The sequence below is a fragment of the Mangrovimonas sp. sgz306409 genome, assembly GCF_059735265.1.
This window is the reverse complement of the sequence record NZ_JCAPEU010000012.1, coordinates 1-21,637: the sequence shown is the minus strand read 5'-3', so window position 1 is coordinate 21,637 and position 21,637 is coordinate 1. Positions and strand designations below refer to the sequence as shown.

The window sequence follows — 21,637 nt, the reverse complement described above, 5'->3', positions numbered from 1 at the left end:
GAACGTAAAATGCCAGAAGCAAGTTTGTCTAAACAATCCATGGTTGACAGCTCTAACGATTCCATCGTTATTGTCAACTTGATTGAAGATATCCCGGGAGGGAGAACTTTGGACGTTACAGGAGTAACCGAAGAAGTATTGAAAGCAGGGCGTGTTATCATCGAAGAGACCGCAACAGGTGCTCTTAAGCCATTGGCTATTTCATCGGGTAATTATGTCTCGTTACCAGCATCACATACCTACAAGGGTATTTTGGTAGCGAGTGTATTGACCTCTAAAGCCTTGGCCAGTGTGATGGTTCGCGGAACCGTAAACGAACAAGCTGCAATTGACGCAGCAGAACTGCCAGCAGTGCCGGCAGGTGCAAAAACGGCTTTACCATTAATCAGATTTACTAAAGACTAACATCCATGGAAGAATCATTATTTATCCAGTACGTAAATAAGTGGTTTGGGCCACTTGTTAAGAAGATAGTAGAAACGGTTAACGGAAAGAAAACTGAGCCTACCTATCTGCACATGACCATGTTGAAAAAGGAATTTTCAACAACCTTGAAATGGGGTTCATTAAGTGTTGATGGACGAATTGTTGCCGCTGATGTGGTATCAATGGATTCATCTTTACCATTGAAAAAGCGTGATGCCATCAAAAAAGCTGAGGGTGATATCCCTAAGCTTGGTATGAAGCTTTATCTTAATGAGCGTACAATGACCGATATTGACATCCTTCAGGCCACCAACGGTAAAGAGAAGGAAGTTATCGCCAAACTGTTTGCAGATGCCAAGAAATGTTACCTAGGGGTGAAAGAACAATTGGAATTCATGTTCCTTCAAGGACTTTCAACTGGAGTGACTGTCATTTCTGATTCTGAAAACGTAGGTGTGGGAGTACGTATAGACTTTGCGCATCCAGACAAAAATAAATATGGTGTGGAAACACCTTGGAGTGATGCCAATGCCGTTCCCGTAACGGATATCGAAAATGTGTTGAACCGTGCTGAAGAAGCTGGGGACACCATACGATACATCCTTATGGACAAGGCTACCTTCAATGCGTTTAAGGCCAAAGCGGAGGTGAAGGAACTGTTTGCTGCCCATTTAGGGTTCAACGGTGCCAATATCCCAACGCCTACCCTTAAGCAAGTCAATGAGTTTATGGATGACAACTATGGTGTGATGATTCAGGTTATCAACCGATCCATAACCATTGAGCGCAATGGTAAACGTACCAGCGTGAAGCCTTGGGGAGCCAATAAGGTAGTATTCCTGACGACTCTTGAAGTAGGTACATTGACCTATGGAAGCTTGGCTGAGGAAAAACACCCTGTTGAAGGTGTTAAGTACGAAAAGGCAGAAGATTTCATCTTATTGTCCAAGTACCATAAAAATGACCCTATCCGTGAGTTTACCTCTTCTCAGGCTTTGGCCCTTCCTGTTATCAACGGTGTGGATGAAATCTACATCATGGATGCTGAAGAAGCTGCTACGGATACGCAGACAGAAGCTGATGCAAACTTCGATTACGAAGGTACAAGTTACACCAAACAATCCGTTGTTGACGGTATCAATGCCGCTAACCCAGACTTGAGTGCTAAGATCACCAATGCCGATAGCACCTTATTGAAGAAAATCAATAAGTTGAGTGATGCGGAAATTGAAGTGTTTAAAGCAGAGCTTGTAGAATCAGTCTAAGACCCTTATGTATAGCGAAGCATCAATATTAGGTTTAGTTGGTAGAATTGGTTTTGGAGAGCCCGGCCCTACATTGGTCGGGGTTTCCATAGACCAGGAAAACATTGAAGGGGATTCAGGGAGAACATTCCCCCACTTCCACAAATTGGTGACATTGGAGAACATCTATGCCGTTACCAATGAAGTGGACATGGATGCAATCAGTTTCAATGCTTACCTGGTCCAAATGAAGACCGAAGCTGTAAGAGCCATCTTGACCCAAATATTGAACCAAAACAAATTGTATCGGGATGATGTGGATTATTCCGATACAATTATATCAAAACCTGAATTGTTTGATGAGGCCATAGGCTATCAGCTTGCCATTTCAGCCATTGAACAGATGGTATCTACCACCCGTGTCAATCTGGAAGAGCGTAATGCCAATATGACCTACCAACAGTTGAAGATTGAATTGGAAGGAGCCAGGAATGAAAATGGATATGTCATTGCCAAGGGCACAGGGCGCAAGCTCTATTATGCCATAAAAACGGCAACCGATATTATTTTCCCCAATCCCCTTAAAATCTCAAGCAAACCTGTTTGGTAATGAACCATCTCAAAACAGATCCCGTAGGTATTGATATAGCTATACAAGCTATGCAAGTGTTTTTATACAATAATCTCAATTGGAGTTCTTTGGAAATGTATGGGCGTATCTATAAGGGTAAAACCAAAGCCAATACTGTAACGCCACAGGCCTATTTAAGCAATGGTGAGTATGTGAAGGATGTGTTCCTGAATGATAACAGGAATGCCCATGTATTCTTTATTGCAAATGGCACCCATAAGCAGGTGTCCGGCAGCTTATTTGAAACCGAAGTAAAAACGGTATTCATGCTGCAGTTGGACAAACTGTTTCCAGACGTAGGACATAGGGCAGATGCAGAAGCACAGCTTCATGCATTCAACCTAATGAGCCAACGCAAAAAATACCGTATTATGGGAATGGAAACTGAGCTAGGTGACATATTTAAAGGCTTTGACATTTCAGTTATAGAAAAGCTCAAAGTACATCCATACGATGTGTTTTCAATCAATTCAAAGATTCAATATTACTTAAATCCTAACTGTTAAAAATAATACAGATGATCAAGCAGGATAGATGCGGTAGTGAAGCCGCACAACCAAAAAACACAGGAGCTGACAAACAGTGTTTGTATGCTCCTACAGTAGGCTATGCACTGGCGAGGGAATCTCAATCCTTTCCAGATTTAGCAGCCTTTAGATCCAAAACGGCTTGGGACGCGGCAAAAGAAGCCAAAGACATTGTTGTTATGTTCTCGGTTGAAAAATCGGAACTAGCCAATGTAGAAGCTACTTTTTACGAAAGCCGTACCGTTAAATACGAAACCAAAGCCGCTAGAAAGGGTATCAACTTTACCCATCACTTGGGACTTTGTTCCCATGCAGCATTGCAATCCTATGAAGGAAGTGAATACACCCGTATTTACGAGTTTACAGCTGATGGGGACATCAAAGGCGTTAACCAAACTGATGGTTCTGTTAAAGGGCAATCCCTTTCAGAATTCTTGGTAGGTGACATCATAGAGCCGGTAATTGATGGTGATCCACAATCTACGGTTGTAAACGTGGTATATGCCAACCCAAAACAGTTAACCTTGAACGGTGCCATTGTAACACCAGAATTTGACATTTTGGATTACAAAGGTATCTATGGCGTGGCATTGACTGTTGAGGGAACACCAACCGCAACAAGCCTTGTGGTAAGAGCTATTGCTGAGTGTAACGGAAGTCCAATCACAGGTTTGGCATTGACTGATTTCATTGTGAAGAAAGCTGATGGTACAGAAAACACTCCAGACAGTGTTACTGCTGGTAGTGGTGATGATGCCAACCTTTACACCTTTGTGGATACAGACCTAGCATCGGGAACCATTGCAACCAATGTTATAGTGCAGACATTGGCTATGTATGAGACCGATGAAGAAACTGAATTTACCGTATCGTAATGGCTAAGTTCAATAATACTACATTCAGGGAGGGGTACAATCCATCCTTCCCTGAATTTAAAAAATCACACCAATCGGTTATTGCACTGGCCGATATGGAAGTGGCCTATGAGGTTGTGACAGGCAAGAAAATCTCCAAAAAACAAAAGGAATCATTAAAAAAGGAAATCAATGGCGACACTTCTCCAGCAGCTGAACAGAGCACAGGAAGCGAGTCCCCAGAACTTGATTAATGCCCTTTTTAAGTTTATACGTTCCATAGAAAAGGAACTGGAGGAACTCAACCGCAAACAACTTCATGAAGCGTCAACCGATGTTTTTGGTAAGGCATTGGGGTTCTATTCCAAAGCCACAGAATACATCACTACAAACAATGCTCTTTTGGGCAAAGGCAATGTCATAAAAAAGGAAGGTGATCCCTATGATATGAAGGACACCAATACATTCCTGCCTAGTATATATGCCAAGGTTTTCAATGATGTTGTGGTGTTTGGGGCAACGGACCCAAAATTGAATGACATCCTGGACAATCCCAATTTGCTTACCAAAGATTTATTCGGTCTTACAGATGAGAACCTGACTCAGGTGATCAAAGAAAAAATACTACCGTTCTTCCAATTACACACACGTCAACTCTTAGGATTATGACCTATGATTCCCTAGATACCATTCCCTTAAAACTCTTTTTGAAAATCTCCAAAACAGGGGATATCAGTTTATTGACAGATGATAAGGATCAATTGCCAAAGGTCAAGGAAATATGGGAAAGGCTGGTTGAGGATTTTGAACTATTGGATCCAGACAAAACGATTGACAAAACCTTAAAGCTGCTCATTAAGATTGAACGCTACACTGCCCAAATGAATGCCCTGCAATTTGCAGTACAGGCATTGCGATTTGATAGAGATATCGATTTGGAAAACGCCATCAGGGAACAGGGTTTTAAATTAAAGGAAGAAAGCTATCATGAGGATTTGGACCGTGTGGAACGTGAGAGTGCTGCACTCCAGATGATGATTGACATGGAGAATGAAAAACTTCCAAAGGTGGATGTTGAAGATACCAAGGCCACAAGTCTGGATAAAGTCATTTTGGGGTATTGTGCCATTACAGGATTGCAGTACACCAATACCAATGCGATTACCGTAACCCAATTCTATTCCCTAAAGGAATTGTTTGAAAATAAACTAAAAGCCTTGGAAAAACAAAGACAGGAAGCAATATCCCTTAAAAACAAAAAACGATAATGGCAGAAGGAATTATTTTATTAAAGGATATTATTGAGGATAAGGCTCTGATGTGGGGCGCCGAATATGCCAAAAACGTACAGATAGCCATCGACAAAAACGAGGACTTGAAAAAGAGTGCCCTTGTATTGTTTGAGGTGCAAAAAAAATTGGCAAAGACTTCCAATAATAAAGGTTTTCAGGAAGCCAAGAAACAAGAGGAACTGGCAACCAAAAAAGCCATTAATGCTATAAAGGAACAGGAAGCTGCCATCCTATCCGCTGAGAAAATAAAAAAACAGCAAATCCTTACAGAAAAAACGGCATTGGATCTAGAAATCAAGAAGGCAAAAACCAAAAGGGAACTAACGGTTTTGGAAAAACAGCAGCAGCAGCTCAACCAACAAAAAATTAAAACCGAAAAGGAAGAAGCTTCATTGCAACAACAATTGTTGAAGATTGATACCCAAATGGCAAAGCTCAACGGGGAGCATATCAAAAACAATTCCTTGTCAATTAAACAGCTGCAGGAAGAAGAGCGATTGAAGAAAGCTAGACTAGCTTTGGTGCAGCAGGAACGAAAGGAATTGACAAACCAAGAAACAGAAATTAAAAAACAAATTAAGGCATTTCAGGACCAGGGTAATGCCATGGCAAAGGTAGACCAAGAGCGTCAACGTTCATTGAGTAACCTTTTGTCTACTAGAAACAAATTACAGAATGCCGATACAGAAACCAATAAACAGCTAATTGCGGAACGTGAAAACCTTAGGCTTACCAACAATGAGATAAAGGCTAATCTAACATCTATGGGAAGGTTGGTATTTGCACGGGATCAGGCTCGAAATTCCGTTCAGGAATATCAGGCAAAGTTGGCATTGGGTAAAAGGTTGAGTGACCAAGAACAAAAAGAGCTGGAAGAATCCACCAAAAAATATGAACATCTGAATGCCGCAGTCACTAAAATAAAGACCAATACCAATCAATTTCAGGAGAATGTTGGTAACTATCCAAAGCAGTTTAAGCTGATAGGAAGTTCTATAAAATCTTTGTTGCCTGGACTTGGTGTGTTGGGAGGTTTGAAATTGGCATGGGATTTCACCAAGGAAGCCCGTCAGGCAGCTATTGAAGCCAAAGGTGTGGAATTTGCATTTAAGCGATTGGGGGATGAAGGTGAAGATGCTTTCAATAGAATCAAGGAGTCAACACGTGGCGCATTGTCCGATTTGGACATTAAAACGGCATTAGTGGATTTTGACAATTTCAATCTGTCATTGGAAGAAACGGATACCTTATTTGAATTCTTGGCAGTAAGGGCAGCACAGACAGGAAAGAGTGTAGATGAACTGCAATCCTCTTTGGTAGAAGGGCTTTCCAAGGAATCAAAATTGCGTATCGATAACCTTGGTATTTCCGCAGGGGAACTGAATAAGGAATTGGAAAAGACACCAGATTTTGTACAGGCCGTTGCCAATATTGCCAAACGAGAGGTAGCTGAGGCTGGAAACATTTTGGATGAAGCAGGAAATGCACAACAGCGTTGGAATGCCGATTTGGAAAATTTCAAACTGTTGGTTGGTAATGGTGCCGTATCCACATTCAGCAATGCTTTATATGAAGCAGGCTCTAATATGTTGCGGTTGATAACTCCTACCAGATCCATGGTGGATGAAATCAAAAAGGAACAGACAGAGCTCAATGTGTTGGTGGGAAAAATCACCGATACCAATGTGACCAATGAAGAGCGCGAACGATTGTTGTTGAGCCTTAAGGATCAGTATCCGGCATTTCTTCAATTCCTGGATCAGGAAAAAACAGACAATGAATCTCTGGCCATTGCCTTGGAAGAGGTAAACCAATTGTATATAAAACGAATTGCCCTCCAAAGCCAAATGGAAGTCATTGAAAAACTGTTGACCAAAGCGGGGGATGAAGCTCTTAGACAATCAAAGGCGCAAATTGCGGTTGATACGGAATTGGCAAGGGTAAACAATGACCTGTTGGGAAGCAGTATAGACCTTACCAATAAATCCTATCAGGAACGTGTAAATGCTGTAACACAAGCTTTGGAAGCCAACGCCAGATTTTCAGAAAACCAAAGAACAGGTGTAAATATAGCCTTGAATGATGAGGCCAAGGCATTGCAGAAACTGGAAACCCTATTGGGGAAAACAACCTCCACCAAAATTCGCCAAAACAGGGTGAACAAGGAATTGACAGAGGAACAGGAATTGATGAACAAGCTGGAGCAAAACTTGGGCATCACCCTAGAACAGATCAATGCCTTATTTGCAGCAAACACCGCAGCCAAGAAAAAGAACAAGGATGCCACTACCGAACTTACCGATGCAGAAAATAAAGCATTGGAAGCTTTGCGCAAACAATTGGAACAGGATAGGATCAACCTTAAAAAGGCACAGTTGCAAGCTGATATTGATGCAGAACAGCGTATTCTGGAAAATGAAAAGGAATCCATAGGAAATAGATTGTTAGCCAATAGAAATTTTGTGGACAAGTCCATCGAGCTTCTGAGGTTTGAAAAACAGGTAGCCATTGACAATGCTCAGGGAAGAGCCGATGAAATCAAGCGTATAGAATTGGCATTCAATGAAGATTTCAATGCTTTGATACGCCAAAGGGAAGCCAATACCCTAAGTATTATGCAGGCTGCATTTGAACAGGCAAAGGAACGTATTGAAGAACGTAAGCGATTGGAACAGGAAGCCCTTAATGAGCGTATCCGTATCGAACAGGAAGCCCTAAAGGCAGATTTGGACAGTGGCTTGGATGGTGATGCCAAACTAAAGCGCATTCAGGAATATGAAGATGCCGTTGTTGCCATTAAAAGGGAATCCGCATTACAGCAGTTGGAAATACAACAGCAACAAATAGAGGCTGAACTTAAAAATCCGCTTCTAAGACCTGAGTATCGCGAAATACTGGAACAGCAATTGGCAGCCATTAAAATGGCATATAGCGACCTAACAACGCAACATGCCATTGAAAATGCACAAAAGGAAGCTGAAGCATTACAGGCATTGGCAGACTTTAAATCGGAAAAGATCCGTGAAGCCTCCAATATCCTTGCTGAAACACTTGGTATTGATGCGGGCAATCTGGAACGGTTGATAACCGGTATTGTGGATGGTTTCGACAATGCTTTGGAAGGCATCCAAGCAGCCTTTGCAGTGGTGGGAGATGTGGGCAATGCAGTGTTCCAAGCCAATATTGATGACATCGATGCACAATTGGAAGCCAGTGAAAATTTCTATGACAGACAATATGAACTGGCAGAAGGGGATTCCATCCAACAGGATTTGATTCGTGCTGAACAGGAATTGAAACGTCAGGAGCTTGAAAAGAAAAAGCGCAAGGAACAGGAGAAACAGGCCAAGTGGAACAAAGCCCTTAAGATTACGGATATTACCATTGCCACAGCTCTGGGTATTATGCAGGCATATGCACAACTGGGACCCATTGCGGGTTCTATTGCAGCTGTATTGGTAGCAGCTTTGGGTGCTGCACAAATTGCTGTGGTTGCATCCCAACCTGTTCCTAAATACCAATTCGGGACACGCAATCACCCTGGGGGACCTGCTGAGGTGGCAGAGGTAAGGCCTGAGGTCATCCATGAACCGGGCAAAGAGCCTTATGTTCAAAGAAAACGTGCGGTATTGCATTTGGCTAAAGGGACAAAGGTGTATTCCAGTGAGAGCGAATACAACCGTATCCATCATGCTGCGATTATGACGGGCATTGCAGCTCAGGCCCAAAACCTTAATGATTACGAAACGGCTTTGGCATTCGATAAATACAGCGCCGATATGATCGAGGAGATGCGCAACAATACCAAAGCGGTAAAGGCTTTAAAATGGGCTGTATATGTCAAACAGAACAATGTAGACATTCCCCATGAGCTATTCCGAAACAAACAAACTAACTGGAACTAATGAGCAATATCAATCCGTTTTATAATGACAGGGTTAGGTTTTCATTCCAACATATGGGATATGGAAACCTGGACAATATTCCTGCAGATGAAATCATCGGTTGGAATGAGGATGGGAAGGAATATGCCGTGAATGATGAATACAAGGGCATATTTGCAAAATTCTCCAATGCTTTGAAGTTTACCGGAAGTGCTAGAACCTATATCAACCAAGTGCGTAAAATATATGGCGTGAATGCACCCATACGGTTGGTTAAGGACGAAAAGGACAATCAGGATAGATGGGTAAGGGCCTATTCAGGTTTTTTGAGTATGCCTACTTGGAATGATGAAGATGGCAAAGTGTCCCTAAAGTTTGAATCTGGTGGTTTAGAACGTACCTTAAAGGTCAGGCAAAAGGACAAGGTCGAGATTGAGCGTACCACTACCATAGATGGCAGGGCCATTCCTGAACTGGAATTGAAACAGCTGTCATTGCCCGGCAGGCGTATTCTGTTGGATACCAAATTTACCATGGCAACAGTCAATAATGAAGCCAAGACACAGGTAGCTTCCAATGCTGGAAATACCCGAAGACAATCGGTTGGTCTGCCTTTAGTATTGGCTTCGCAATCCCATGATTTGGCACATAATATTATTGTGAATACGAATGGTCAGGAATTGACAGGAACTACGGGGATGATGTTCTATGCCAATAATGACAGGGACAGAATCATGCAAATCAACATCAGTGATTTGGCATTCAATGCTTGGTTCCAACAATATGAAAATGTCCAGTGGTGTCGCTACAAACTATGTTTGACCAAATATGAAAACGGTGCAGCTTTTGATATGAAGGAACGCGTTGTGCTTTCTGAATTGAGAAGTGTGGGACATGGCACAGGAATAGATCCAGAGATTGGAACGTCATATGATGTGCTTCCTGCCGATACAGATTATGCCTATCCTGGATTTACCATTGCAATGCAGGCTTCCTATAGTGCTGAAGTAGAACTGTTGGAAGGGGAAAGCTTGGCTTTGGAATGTCTGTTGGAGTCTGATATGTTTGTAGACAACAATGCAGGGGTTAGGGTATATGCCCAAAATATCACTGGAGAACTTCAGATTTTGGAAGACAGCAGCTATCCGTCCAGTATTACCAAAGGCATTTTGGCCTATGAGCTATTGGAACGCTTGGTGGAAATCATGACCGGAGACAAAACCAATTTCAAGTCCGATTATTTTGGAAGGGTAGACCGCGGATATGCCCAAAACGGACCAGGAGCATTTATATTCTTTTCACATGGCCATTGGATACGTCAATTTGAAGCAGGGGATGAACTGTACAAACCCTTTCAGGTATCTTTTAAAGATGCTTTTGAAGCCCTCAATGTCATGGAACATGTTGGATTGGGCATTGAAAGAATAGGCTTTAAGGAGCGTATCATCATAGAGGATGCTAAATATTTCTATAATAACAATGTCACCATCAGATTGGGGAAAATGGTCAATGGCCAGTTTGAATATCTAAGGGTAAACAAACTTAAACGCTACATCAATGAAGACCGTTATTTCTCATCCATAAAGATTGGTCCTGAAAAAGGAGGGGAATATGAAGAGGTAATGGGATTGGAAGAAACCAATACCATGGCAGAATTCACAACCATCATTGAGGCGGTTGACAATACCTATACCAAAACCTCTAAGATTCGATGGGACAACTATGGAGAAGAAATCATTAGGAGGCGCAACAAAATCACAAAACCAACCACGGACCAAAGTGGGGATTTGCACATATGGGCTCACGATGCCAAACCAGGGCAGGGAGATATCTATGTATTGAAAACTTGGCAGGATGTTTTGGCAGCACCTCCTGAAGGAATGTTTGATCCCGAATCTGCTTATAATTTCCTATGGTCACCTGTCAACCTCATTCTAAAACATGGATGGGTTTTGAATGGAGGGCTCAGGGAATATCCATTGGACAAAATACGCTATGCTAATTCCATTGGTAAAAGTGGTGTGGTCAGCCAACAGATAGGAGGAAACCCATATGCTGAAAATGGTGCCATCCCAAATTCTGATCTGGAACATGCAAGAGTGCTGCCGGAAGACATTGAATTTGAATTCGAAGTGGATACAGACCTTTTGAGAACTGTAGAAGGCTATTCCATTATCAATGGGATGAAAGTACCCAATTTATACGGATTGGTAGAATTTAAAAATGAAGAAGGTGTTTTGGAACGTGGAAAAATAGCCAATTTAAAACCCAACAAACAAGGAAAGTGGAAACTTGAAAAATCTCGATTATAATGACCTATTCAGAATTTACCATAACCTTTAACGAGGATCTAGTACAGAGTGACAGGATTGTTGTTAGGACAGGCGATTTGAACGATGCTATTTTTGGTGCTTTAAGCGAAACGTGGAAGCTGTTCCGTGTGAACTCATATCAAGTTACGGTTGGCACATCAACAGCTATTCCAGGAGAGCGTTCAGCCATCAATTATATGTCTGCATTCAATCTGGATTTCAATGGGACACAGATTTATGAAGTGACCAGAGATGTGAACATTGTAACGGTAAAGGCCAAGTTTGCAAGCATCAAGTTTTTTCAGCCTACCACTCCGGATCCATTATTACCCAGCGGACCATATCCAGACATTCCATCAGGAGCTGATCTATCCATCACTAATTTTAGTGGAGATGTCTTTGAAATTACCGATGTGTCTTTTGATACAGCTACCGAAAATGCAGCATGTACACATTATAAGGCCGTTGTGACTACATCAAATTTGGCCACAATATTGACTCTTCCAGGAGGCGTGATTGTCAATGACAACACCGAAAACCCATTTTCATTTGAAGTACAGAGAGGTGTTGGTTTCGTTATCTATTGTTATGATGCCGATGGGCAATCGGACAGTGTAGGTGTGATAGCTGCCAATGCACCACAGCCAATGGCAGGATTGGAATTCAATATCATTGTGACCAATTCACCTAATGGCGCAACGGTATCAGCCATCAACTCACAGCCCATTGTAAATGAATTGGAATTTTCATTGGACAACAGCACTTGGCAGGAGTCTTCTGTATTTACGGGATTGCCAAGTGGCAACTATACATTGCACATTAGGGATGCATATGGATGCAGCACCAGTCAAAACTTTGTAGTGGATGACAACGGTGTTACCAAGCCCTTTTCATATTACAGTAAAATCAATGCCATCCGTATGGCAGAACGCATTGCCTATGGTAACTGTGGACCGTACAAAACTGATGATACATCGTTGAGCTGTGAAGAATTTGCACTGGATCCCAATTTAACAGGCACCTATTACCAACCATTCCAAACATGTGACAGTCCAGTAAACCAATTGTTGAGCAATTATCAAAACATATTGGTAGAGATCATAAAGGAAGATGGCAATGTGGATATCATTCCAACGCAACAATACACCAATAATATAGGAAGAAAGGATGCTAGGGATGCAACGAGGTTCTTCTATAATATTGGAAAAACAGGGGTGTATTTTATGTCAGGAAATATCTATGACTATGATACCGATGCCGATACTGGAAATGACTATGCCTTGAATGGAGGATTGCCGGAGTGGGCTGTTGTGGGAAACTATTTCAGTATTGACAATGCCTGGTATGAAATTGAAAACATTGTATATTCTGAGACGTTGAATGCCGAAGTGCTAATTATAAACGCCCCATTCACTCTGGGAACATCTTCTAACGCTGTTGTAAAGGCTATTTATAATCGTCAGCCTTATGAAGTGCATGAATTCACAATACCTATGGCACCTTATTTAGGGCAGACCGTTCAGGTGCGCACCACGGAAACCGATAGCAGATTTGAGGATGTGGTGAGGTTATCGGAAAAAATCATGGTAAAGGAGCTTTGGGAAAAAACAGTGGAAGTGATATCCTTCCATGTCAACAACACGGATATCCTGTACAATACGGGGATTCAGCATAAGGTTAGGGTGCCATTGCACAAATGTGCCGGAGCCATTGAGGATGAATCTGAAGTAAACAAAGGGGATGACCAATCTGGATTGGTGACTTCAAATGTGCATGAATTGGAAGTATTTGAATTTGGACCTATGTCAAAGGGAATTTACAGGCAAGTGTCACAATTGCTGTCCAATAAAATTGTATTGATAAAAGGGGAAGCATTAGCCAAAAATGGGTCTTTTGAACAGGAAGGGCCTATAGATGATACCAACCTGTATTTGTTGAAAGCAACAATGATAAGAACCAATGCTAAATACTTGGTAGGAAACACAGGAGGTGAATTGATTACCAATGTAGAAAATATCGAAGTGCCTAACCTAGTGGTAACGGATGCAGATGACTTTATTTCTTATGACTAAGATGCTTTAAAGTGTCCTGGTCTATATGCAAATGATTATGGGTTGTGTAATGATGGTTATGGATAATGAATGTAGGATTGCTTTCCGTTTTGTTATGTTTTTTTGGAGTAATAAGCAGACTTAGAAGCCAACCAAAAAGCCAGCCGCCACCAACAAAAAACAGGATGACAATAAGTAAGTACATATATCAAAATTAAGCATTTAGCATATATTTTTTAATCTTTTAAATTATTTAGAATGATTCTAAATAGTAAAACAAAATAAGTATATTTGACTATGTCTTGGCAACAACAAATAACACAACAGCTTCAAATTATCCAGACTTGGATTTCTAATGTACAGGCTAATACAAAAAAGATTATCGATTTTGTGACGGTATCTTCTGTGTCCGGTGCTGACTACGTTCCAATATCCATTAATGGTGAAACCAAAAAAGTGTCTTTGGCAACTTTGGCAGCTTTTGTAGACAGTGTCATTCTGTTTAAGGAAAACCAATATACTGATATTGATGACTTATTAGCAAATCAAGGAGAACAGACATCAGGAAAGATACAGTTTGTTTTGGATGCTACCGATGATCCCAATGTGAATCCTGGTCCTGATGATCCCATTTATGCCTACTATGAATATTTGGGAACTGCCAATGGCACTATTTCGGATTATAGAAAGCTATCCAGCGATGAGGTGCAAGCTTTGGAAAGCAGCAATGATTTCAATGTGTTCAATGTTCGCGAGCTTGGAACATCCATCAGTGACGGTGTAGGTAATGAATATGTATCAGTTCAGATAGATGGTTCGGACAATGTGGTGAGAATCCTATTTTCAGAAGATTATTCATATTATCTCAATGACGTAAAGGCATTGATAACCGCAGGAGACAAAATATATCTGCAGATATACAATCATACAAAGAACCGTTTTTTAAAAGCCCAAATTACATCTTTGGACTATTCAAATGTAAATAATCTGTTTTATTTGGCAACCCTTTCACCGGGCCTTATTGCATCACAGTTTACGGTAGATGACACCTTAAGGTTTTGCATTGATTCAGATAAAGAAGGTGAAGGTGGTGCTACTGGGGATATGGAAGCTGTAACCTACGATCCTGCTGGTAAAACGGAACAGGTATTGACCGTTGGAGATGTAGGTGTTGCAAATGGCGTTGCTTCCTTAGACGGTTCAGGAAAAGTGCCAAGCGCACAGTTGCCAAGTTATGTAGATGACGTGTTGGAGTATGCCGATGCTGCAAGTTTTCCAGGAGCAGGTGAAACGGGTAAAATATATGTGGCACAGGACACCAATTTTTCATATAGATGGACGGGCAGTGTTTATGTAAAGATAAACGACATAGATGGCGCAACCATCAAAACACTGCTATTTGCCGAGAGTGACACCAACAATCTTACAGATGCCTTATTGGCAAAATTAGCAGCCCTCAACCGTAGTTACGACTTCGCGGTGAATAGCGAAGCCGACGATTTGACGGTGGACTTGGCCGTACCCATTTACACAGATATTCTAAGAGAACCATTTACGGGATGGAACAATACCCGTGTTACGGGAGCCGCTCCAGATGGTGACATCTTGGAGTTTGAAATATACATCAACGGAGTTTTAAAAGACACGGTAAGCATAGACTCTGGAGAAACTGATAGCAATACAGCTGTTACATCTTCGGCTGTGGTTGGTGGGCCAATTGATTTGGTGGCAGGTGATAAAATTGAAGTTTTCTGCTCCAATATAGGAAGTACCACGGCAGGTGGTGCTTATGCAAAAATGAGTTTACAACATATTTAAAATTGAGATATGACAGCGATAGAACAATTACAGGTCATTAAAGACGAAAACCCAGAAGGCGCTACTTTTTTGGCATTAATACACCAAACAGGAATTGACAAAGCTAAAGATTGGTACGACACTTTAAAGGACACCGCAGCCGACACTTTGGCAACCTCCTATAAAACTAAATACGGCAATACCATTGCCAAGGTGGTGAACGCCGATAACCCAACCTTAAGAAGTTTGCGTCAAGTGTTTGTGGCTATATGGAGTGATTTAGGTGTAACTAAGCCACAGGTACAGGCCGCAGATAATGCCCTTTGGGAGCAATATACCTCAGACCATTTGCAAAAAGCCATTGAGTACGTGGCAGGAATAAACAATCTAGAAAAAGCGGCTTACGAAGCAATAGTAGTACCAGAGGAATAAATGAGAGTGATTAATTCACATAGAAGAGCGAGTGCCACAATTTTACAATTTAACACTTTTATAGGCGGCGTCGGTGACACTATAAACACACCCGCGCTTTTAGTGGCCAAATTTAACGGTATCACAGAATCGGACATTCAAAATTTTACAGTAGATGAAAACAACAATATAAAATGTTTGATTGAGGCTGATTATACAGGGGTAACGAGCAATTTCGCAAGTTCGGGAATTACCTATTTTATATCAACAAGAGAAGTCGGAGCCGTTGCAACAGGAACGACGGGTTTTAGGTACACTACTGCGTTAAAAATATTCGCAACCAAAACAGTCACTACGATTTTCGCATCATCTTTTAGGAACGCCACGGGGTTGGAATATATCGACATGCCCTTTGTCACCTCTTTAGGTCAGTCGAGGGAACACCAACAAAATACGTCGTTGAAAATCGCAAAATACAGGAACGTAACATCTATGAGTACTTCGGCTTCGGGGTTCCACACAACCTCGAACGCCTTGCATATTTTATTGCCTAAATGTACATCGTTCCGTCAGACAGCGGACACGAACGCAGTATTTCACCTTATCAATTCGGGGTGTAAAATCTACGTAGAACCATCCATGATGACGAATAACGGGGGAGGCCTTGACGTTGCGTTGGCTTATGCTCAAAATTCATTCGGGGCGGTAATTGTCAGCTACGACGACGACACTCCACCGAGCGAGGTCACAGATTTAAGTGTTTCAAACCTTACAGCCAATAGTGTGGATTTGAATTTCACAACACCAAGTTCGGCAAACACGATACAACATTATGAAGTTTGGATTGAGCGTCAAGATTTGGGTGAATGGGAATTGGAAAGAGTTACCGAAAGATACTCACCTAAGCAATTGATTTCGGCAAGTGGCGAGACGGTAAGCGGTCTTGTTAGCGGTGTACAATATAAAGTCACGGTGATTACTTGCGACGAGTATTACAATGAGAGCGTAAAAAGCAACGAAGTAACATTCACAACACTATAACTATGGAACAAACAAAACAACTCAAATGGTATCAAAAAGCCCTGATGAACACTATCTACAAACCCCTTAGATGGTTGGTAGATTTTTGGTTGAGCCTCACCTTGGCAACGCAGCTTCATGTTATCATATGCACTGTATTGTACCTGTTCTTTTCGCAAAGACCTGAGATAGCTCAGTTTTTAAACAAGCACCAATCTTGGGTAGAGCTCCAAAACTTCACAGCATCCGCTGTTGTGGTCACCATTATAGCCGTAGCCAAAGAAGCATTTGACAAACTGATTAAACCCCTATATAAAAAGAACTATACCCCACTCTTTGACTGGATGGACATTGTGGCCTCCGTGGCCATTCCTTACTTGATTTCTGCTATTAGTCTAGTAACGTAAAAAAAAATGAGATATGTACAAGTTCAAAGTCGTGTTTATTGTCTGGCACATGATTGCCAGCGAACACACCAACGGTAAAGTAACCAAGACCGCTGAGTTTCCCGTAACCTATGTAGAGGAAACCTTCAACTCTAATAAAGCCGATAGGCTGAAGAGACGTGTAGAGAGAAGAGCTTTAAAAGATAAACGCGGTTTGCGCTTTGAGCTTGTGAGTAAAGACAGTACTTACGTACCAATTTCAAGCTTGTGAGCTATGGATGCCAAGCCAAAATACGTGAAGATTCTGTACCTGTTCCATAAACAATATTTCAGGTTCAGTAGAAGTAAGGGAGTGCTTTTTAAAGTAAAACCAGACCAAGTAATAGCCTTTGCAGAGAAGCATGGTGGTGAAGATAAAGGGAGTGTTGAGTTCATGTTAAGAAGATTTGTGGCTGAGTTCTGGAATTTGGAAGGTGTTGGAAAGGCGCCAAAAAAAGAGCAGATAGAAACGTTTTTGAAATATCTGCCATCCATAAAAATAATAAGGTGACATAAGTAACAATTAACCCCTAACCATAACCCCTAATGAAAGCTACATTTATTGAAAAAATCTTTCAGCTATCGCTCATAGAAAAGGCCATTAACTATAAAAACGGGGCCTTAACATTAATGTCCATTCCACTGTCTTTGGGCTATACCTCCATTTTCAACAAACTATTTGAAAATGTAGAACCGTTTGACCTGATATTGCCAATTGTCTCCATAACCGTATTGCTGTTGATGTACCTATTCTTTTGGATCATCGATTTTGTGTTGGGCCTAGTGGCTTCCAAACACGAGAGCAAAGGCCTTCCAGATTGGGTGGAGAGCAACAAGCTGTACAACTCCCTTGGTAAAATTGGGGGCATGATGCTCATCAACATGACATTCATGGTCATTATAGTATTCCTTGTAGTGGTTGGCTTTGTAAAAGTGTCCGTGGCCTTGTTGATAGTCACTGTGCTCATCAATGTACTTGGTATCCTTTATGAGTTTCACAGCATAGGTGAAAACATCAAAAGGAGGACTGGATCCAAACCAAAGATGTTCACCTTTTTTGAAGGACTTGCCAATATAGTGGAAACCCGAATCATTGAACGTGTCAATAACATCATTTAAGCCTCAACACCATGAAAGTAGCAATATGCATAGGTCACAACCGCATAGCCAAGGGGGCGTATTCACCCTATTTGGCAGCCTCTGAATATGAATACAATACAAGGTTGGCTGCATTATTGGCCCCTCAGCTGGATTGCAAGGTATTCTCCCGAAATCCACAGCCAACCTATCCATTGCAGATCAATGAGCTTGCTACAAAGGTCAATGCACATCACTTTGATCTAGCTATAGAACTACATTTCAATGCGGGTAGGGAAGATGTGAACGGTCTGGAAGCACTGTATTTCCATAAAAGCCAAAAAGGGAAAGCTTTTGCCGAGAGCTATGTGGATTACATGGTAGGAGAGTATGGAAGTGACAGCAGGGGAGCCAAGCCATTGGTGAAAGGTGACAACGGTTATTTGTTCACCAAAAAAATAAATGCTCCGGCAATCATATTAGAGCCGTTTTTTGGGAGCAACCGCGAAGCCCTTGATTTTTTGAATGTCCAACACCATGCAGATACGATAGCTTGTTGGATTGAATCCTTATAAAGCGGATGCCGAAAAGCTTATAGAGTAGGCAAATATTAAATTATATAAAATGACTAGAGCAAAATTTGTATGTGTTGCAGTTACTACAACAGAACACGGTCAAGAAGTCAATTTACAACCAGTAACTGGAGGTAGTGAGGAAAATGAAAGCTTCTTTAAATGGACTCCTTATGGTGAAATTAAAATGGGCACCATAAACGAAAATGTAAAGTTTGTGCCAGGTAAAGAATACCATGTAGACTTTACACCTGCAGAATAACAGTAATCATTAACGGGGGCGTACTTTTTTTATATAACGTAGGAAAGTTTGTTTGAATTGATTTGGTGAATCAGTCCCCGTTTTTTTCAAAATCAAAATGAAAACATCCATCCAAAACATCATATCAGGCATATTGCTAATAATGGTAATTATTAGTGTTGGTGCTTATATCACTAAACCCACATTTAAAGGTGAATTGGATTTGGTGAAAGAGGAATTGGTCCAGACACAAGAAACCTATGAGCAGGAGCTTCAGGAAATACGGCATTTAAGGATCAACGACAAGAAAGAGTTCCAGGAACAGTTACAGCAAAAAGAAGCTGAACATGCAGCACAACTATTAAAAATACAAAACGATGACAAAGCAAAAGATCATTACTTTTCTTCTGATTATGATGTGCGCTTCAATGTATTCTCAGAAACGTATAATCCAAAAGACTAAAATAGAAGGGCAAAATGCTGTCATCATCAGTGATGCTGTTATGGACAGCATCATGTCTACCTATTATGGGTTAGAAAAATGTAAGGCTCAATTGCTGTTGGCCTCCATTGAAAAGGCGCAACTTAACTTAAAAGTGAATTTCCTGTCCACAGACAATCAGCGCCTGGAGCAGGAAGTGTCCAATCTTAAAATGCAGTTGCATATTGAAAAGCAGCTCCACCAAGTAGACGTGACCGTTGAAAAAAAGAAAGGAAAAGGCAAGTTCAAATCCTTTCTTTATGGTACTGCTGTAGGAGGATTGGTTGTGGTGGTGTTCGTTGCTTCGATGTAAATTTAGAAACCAACCTTTTTTTCATATTTCTTATCTAAAGCCATCAAAGCTGAAAGTTGTGAATTGATTTCGTTTTCAAAATATTCGACGTTTTGTAAAACTTCAAGTCTCTTTTCTTGGTTGTGTCTTAACGATGAACTTTTTAATAAATAATTTTGATGTTCAAGTTTTGCATTAAAACTGTTTAATATAGCAGTTTTCGAAGCTATTAAAACTTGTGTAGAAAGAGCTCTTTCACTTGCTGATTGAGCATCGGCAGATCTTTTTAATTCCTCTTTGGTTTCTTCTAATTCCTTTCTTTGCAATTCTAATTCTTTGCGTTGCATAATTATTGTTGCAATAATACCAGCAAACGCCAATCCCGAAAACAAGGCATTTAAAGCTCCAAAGGAGTCACCGAATAGTGCCCTTTCTCCCAATTCTGAGTACATTGATGGTAAGTAAATAATTGTAATTAAGTATAACACTATCACAATGGCACAAGAAATAATAAAAGGCAGGTAATCTTTTTTCATGTCAGTTGATTTGAGATGTGAATGTACTAAAAATTCACCCAACCAAGTTTTTCAAGAATACTTCCTATGATAAGGAATATAATAACAGCTAAAGTGATAATCCGACCAGTACGGGTATGTACAAACCAAAACCTGGCATCATGTCTTCTATATGGATCCATTCAATAAATATAGTAAAATAAAAAGAGGCTGTACCTAATACATACAGCCCCTGTAAACTATAATTGTACGTTGACATTTCTGGCCTTTTCCAAATTTCTGTTTTTGTACATCACATCATAATGTTGCTCATTCATTCTAGTTGAAGTGTGTCCATTTAGTTTAGCTGCCAAATCGCTGTCATAACTATTGATGACCTTGGTAGTGTGCAAGTGCTTAAATGCGTAAAAGTCTGCGGTAATCCCTAATACATCCTTAACATACTTCTTCCATTTGATGGTCACTTGACGTTCGCTTATTTTGGTGTCACCAGGGGAAAACCTGTATGAAAAAAGATAATCATTTGGATTGTTGGATTCCATACACAGTTCTTCCCAATATGGATGTGCATTGATGTTTATGGCCCTAAACTGTTCAATATGGTCCTTTCCTTTTTTTACCAATACTTTGAACCTTCCATTTTTCAAATCAACATCCTTCCGTTTCAGCCTGAACATTTCAGTGGATCTACAACCACTGTGGAAGAATATCTGTGCATAACGGTAAAAACCATAGTGGTTTTGCTCAAGATGTGCCTTTACCCTTTTAAGTTCATTGTCCGTGAGTATTTCGCGTATTTCCTTGATTTCGGTTTTCTTCCTGATGTCATTGACGGGATTGTTTTCCAAAGCATCGGCAAACACCAGTTCTTTAAATAGCATTTGGATGTAGGCCCTGGCTTTGTTGTAGCGCTTATTGGAGTAACTGTTTTGCTGTTTTTGGTTTTCCAGCACATTTCTAACATGACTGCGTTTGACATCCTTGATCCTTAAAGTGTGGTACCGGAGCTGCTTTATGGATTTTATGAAGTATTTCTTTACAGTCCTAAGATCACTCAATGTGGAATCTGCGGCATCAATCCTTTTATAGGCAGCCTCCAGAGCTTCACAAAAGAATGTTTCTGGGTGAATTTCAAAATCTGAGGATAGCTCAGGACCTGTAATCTGTTTAGTAATTGGATTATATCCTTTTACCTTTAACATGTAAAGTTCCTCATCAATGAGCATTTGGACAGCTTCACGACGTTCCTCCAATGTCTTTAGGGCATTCATGCCTTTTATTGGAATTAGTTTGCCATATGGATATTTGTCCTTGAACTGAGGGTCACGGAAATAATATTGGATCCTCCAAGCTTTTTGCAAAGCAGATTTTCCGCAAGTTTTCCAATTTTTAGGATTTACCGATGGTTGGCTGCACGAACAGCCGTGTGGAAGAAGTATCATAGTTCTATTACCGTTTTTAATACCTTCGACTAAAAACTACGACACTAAAGGGGTTTTGTTTTTTAGGAAGAAACCCTCGAAAACACTGGGTTTTCAAGGGTTTTCCATGGTGGTGGTGCCTCCAGGAATCGAACCAGGGACAC

24 protein-coding genes are annotated in these 21,637 nt (G+C 40.9%); 22 read left to right on the top strand and 2 right to left on the bottom strand.

Annotated features, from left to right (window positions below; translation table 11 throughout):
* Nucleotides 1-9: 9 nt before the first annotated feature.
* The 22 genes from AC6I5C_RS16505 to AC6I5C_RS16400 all read left to right on the top strand — a co-directional run bounded on the left by AC6I5C_RS16505 (nt 10) and on the right by AC6I5C_RS16400 (nt 19,558).
* A complete protein-coding gene (locus AC6I5C_RS16505) occupies nt 10-405 on the top strand; it encodes a hypothetical protein (RefSeq protein WP_497906106.1) in 396 nt (131 codons plus the stop codon).
* Between the two features lie 5 nt (nt 406-410).
* A complete protein-coding gene (locus tag AC6I5C_RS16500; protein ID WP_497906105.1) occupies nt 411-1,691 on the top strand; it encodes a major capsid protein in 1,281 nt (426 codons plus the stop codon).
* Between the two features lie 7 nt (nt 1,692-1,698).
* A complete protein-coding gene (locus tag AC6I5C_RS16495; protein ID WP_497906104.1) occupies nt 1,699-2,280 on the top strand; it encodes a hypothetical protein in 582 nt (193 codons plus the stop codon).
* Nucleotides 2,280-2,807 carry a hypothetical protein gene (locus AC6I5C_RS16490; protein WP_497906103.1) on the top strand — a complete coding sequence of 176 codons (528 nt, stop codon included), beginning with the start codon at nt 2,280-2,282 and terminating at the stop codon, nt 2,805-2,807. The genes AC6I5C_RS16495 and AC6I5C_RS16490 overlap by 1 nt, the downstream gene beginning before the upstream one ends.
* Nucleotides 2,808-2,818: 11 nt before the next feature.
* The gene (locus AC6I5C_RS16485) at nt 2,819-3,703 is read left to right on the top strand and encodes a hypothetical protein (RefSeq protein ID WP_497906102.1); all 885 of its coding nucleotides are present in this window, start codon (nt 2,819-2,821) and stop codon (nt 3,701-3,703) included.
* A complete protein-coding gene (locus AC6I5C_RS16480) occupies nt 3,703-3,936 on the top strand; it encodes a hypothetical protein (RefSeq protein ID WP_497906101.1) in 234 nt (77 codons plus the stop codon). The genes AC6I5C_RS16485 and AC6I5C_RS16480 overlap by 1 nt, the downstream gene beginning before the upstream one ends.
* The gene (locus AC6I5C_RS16475) at nt 3,875-4,351 is read left to right on the top strand and encodes a hypothetical protein (RefSeq protein ID WP_497906100.1); all 477 of its coding nucleotides are present in this window, start codon (nt 3,875-3,877) and stop codon (nt 4,349-4,351) included. Before AC6I5C_RS16480 ends, AC6I5C_RS16475 begins: the two co-directional genes overlap by 62 nt.
* Complete coding sequence (locus AC6I5C_RS16470; RefSeq protein WP_497906099.1) at nt 4,348-4,950, top strand: hypothetical protein; 603 nt, start codon at nt 4,348-4,350, stop codon at nt 4,948-4,950. The genes AC6I5C_RS16475 and AC6I5C_RS16470 overlap by 4 nt, the downstream gene beginning before the upstream one ends.
* Entirely contained in the window at nt 4,950-8,879 is a 3,930-nt protein-coding gene (locus AC6I5C_RS16465) for a coiled-coil domain-containing protein (RefSeq protein WP_497906098.1), read from the top strand. Before AC6I5C_RS16470 ends, AC6I5C_RS16465 begins: the two co-directional genes overlap by 1 nt.
* A complete protein-coding gene (locus AC6I5C_RS16460; RefSeq protein WP_497906097.1) occupies nt 8,879-11,170 on the top strand; it encodes a hypothetical protein in 2,292 nt (763 codons plus the stop codon). The genes AC6I5C_RS16465 and AC6I5C_RS16460 overlap by 1 nt, the downstream gene beginning before the upstream one ends.
* The gene (locus tag AC6I5C_RS16455; protein ID WP_497906096.1) at nt 11,170-13,242 is read left to right on the top strand and encodes a hypothetical protein; all 2,073 of its coding nucleotides are present in this window, start codon (nt 11,170-11,172) and stop codon (nt 13,240-13,242) included. Before AC6I5C_RS16460 ends, AC6I5C_RS16455 begins: the two co-directional genes overlap by 1 nt.
* Before the next feature lie 276 nt (nt 13,243-13,518).
* Nucleotides 13,519-15,039: a hypothetical protein gene (locus AC6I5C_RS16450; protein WP_497906095.1), complete on the top strand. Its 1,521-nt coding sequence runs from the start codon at nt 13,519-13,521 to the stop codon at nt 15,037-15,039.
* A 9-nt stretch (nt 15,040-15,048) separates the two neighbouring features.
* Nucleotides 15,049-15,450, top strand: a complete 402-nt coding sequence (locus AC6I5C_RS16445; RefSeq protein WP_497906094.1) for a hypothetical protein — start codon at nt 15,049-15,051, stop codon at nt 15,448-15,450.
* A 102-nt stretch (nt 15,451-15,552) separates the two neighbouring features.
* Nucleotides 15,553-16,470 carry a fibronectin type III domain-containing protein gene (locus tag AC6I5C_RS16440; protein ID WP_497906093.1) on the top strand — a complete coding sequence of 306 codons (918 nt, stop codon included), beginning with the start codon at nt 15,553-15,555 and terminating at the stop codon, nt 16,468-16,470.
* 2 nt (nt 16,471-16,472) lie between these two features.
* The gene (locus tag AC6I5C_RS16435; RefSeq protein ID WP_497906092.1) at nt 16,473-16,856 is read left to right on the top strand and encodes a hypothetical protein; all 384 of its coding nucleotides are present in this window, start codon (nt 16,473-16,475) and stop codon (nt 16,854-16,856) included.
* A gap of 13 nt (nt 16,857-16,869) precedes the next feature.
* Nucleotides 16,870-17,106, top strand: a complete 237-nt coding sequence (locus AC6I5C_RS16430) for a hypothetical protein (RefSeq protein WP_497906091.1) — start codon at nt 16,870-16,872, stop codon at nt 17,104-17,106.
* A 3-nt stretch (nt 17,107-17,109) separates the two neighbouring features.
* Nucleotides 17,110-17,385 (top strand): hypothetical protein, encoded by a 276-nt coding sequence (locus AC6I5C_RS16425; protein ID WP_497906090.1) that lies wholly within the window; start codon nt 17,110-17,112, stop codon nt 17,383-17,385.
* 35 nt (nt 17,386-17,420) lie between these two features.
* Nucleotides 17,421-17,993, top strand: coding sequence for a hypothetical protein (locus tag AC6I5C_RS16420; RefSeq protein WP_497906089.1), 573 nt, complete (start codon nt 17,421-17,423; stop codon nt 17,991-17,993).
* Nucleotides 17,994-18,004: 11 nt separating this feature from the next.
* On the top strand, nt 18,005-18,526 hold the full coding sequence (locus tag AC6I5C_RS16415; protein ID WP_497906088.1) for an N-acetylmuramoyl-L-alanine amidase: 522 nt from the start codon (nt 18,005-18,007) through the stop codon (nt 18,524-18,526).
* A gap of 49 nt (nt 18,527-18,575) precedes the next feature.
* A complete protein-coding gene (locus tag AC6I5C_RS16410; RefSeq protein ID WP_497906087.1) occupies nt 18,576-18,785 on the top strand; it encodes a hypothetical protein in 210 nt (69 codons plus the stop codon).
* Nucleotides 18,786-18,882: 97 nt separating this feature from the next.
* Nucleotides 18,883-19,227: a hypothetical protein gene (locus AC6I5C_RS16405; protein WP_497906086.1), complete on the top strand. Its 345-nt coding sequence runs from the start codon at nt 18,883-18,885 to the stop codon at nt 19,225-19,227.
* Nucleotides 19,193-19,558 carry a hypothetical protein gene (locus AC6I5C_RS16400; RefSeq protein ID WP_497906085.1) on the top strand — a complete coding sequence of 122 codons (366 nt, stop codon included), beginning with the start codon at nt 19,193-19,195 and terminating at the stop codon, nt 19,556-19,558. The genes AC6I5C_RS16405 and AC6I5C_RS16400 overlap by 35 nt, the downstream gene beginning before the upstream one ends.
* 2 nt (nt 19,559-19,560) lie before the next feature.
* On the opposite strand, the gene AC6I5C_RS16395 is transcribed toward AC6I5C_RS16400, so the two are convergent.
* Both AC6I5C_RS16395 and AC6I5C_RS16390 read right to left on the bottom strand, forming a co-directional pair.
* The gene (locus AC6I5C_RS16395; RefSeq protein WP_497906084.1) at nt 19,561-20,073 is read right to left on the bottom strand and encodes a hypothetical protein; all 513 of its coding nucleotides are present in this window, start codon (nt 20,071-20,073) and stop codon (nt 19,561-19,563) included.
* Nucleotides 20,074-20,291: 218 nt separating this feature from the next.
* Nucleotides 20,292-21,494, bottom strand: coding sequence for a tyrosine-type recombinase/integrase (locus AC6I5C_RS16390; protein ID WP_497906083.1), 1,203 nt, complete (start codon nt 21,492-21,494; stop codon nt 20,292-20,294).
* Nucleotides 21,495-21,637: the final 143 nt, after the last annotated feature.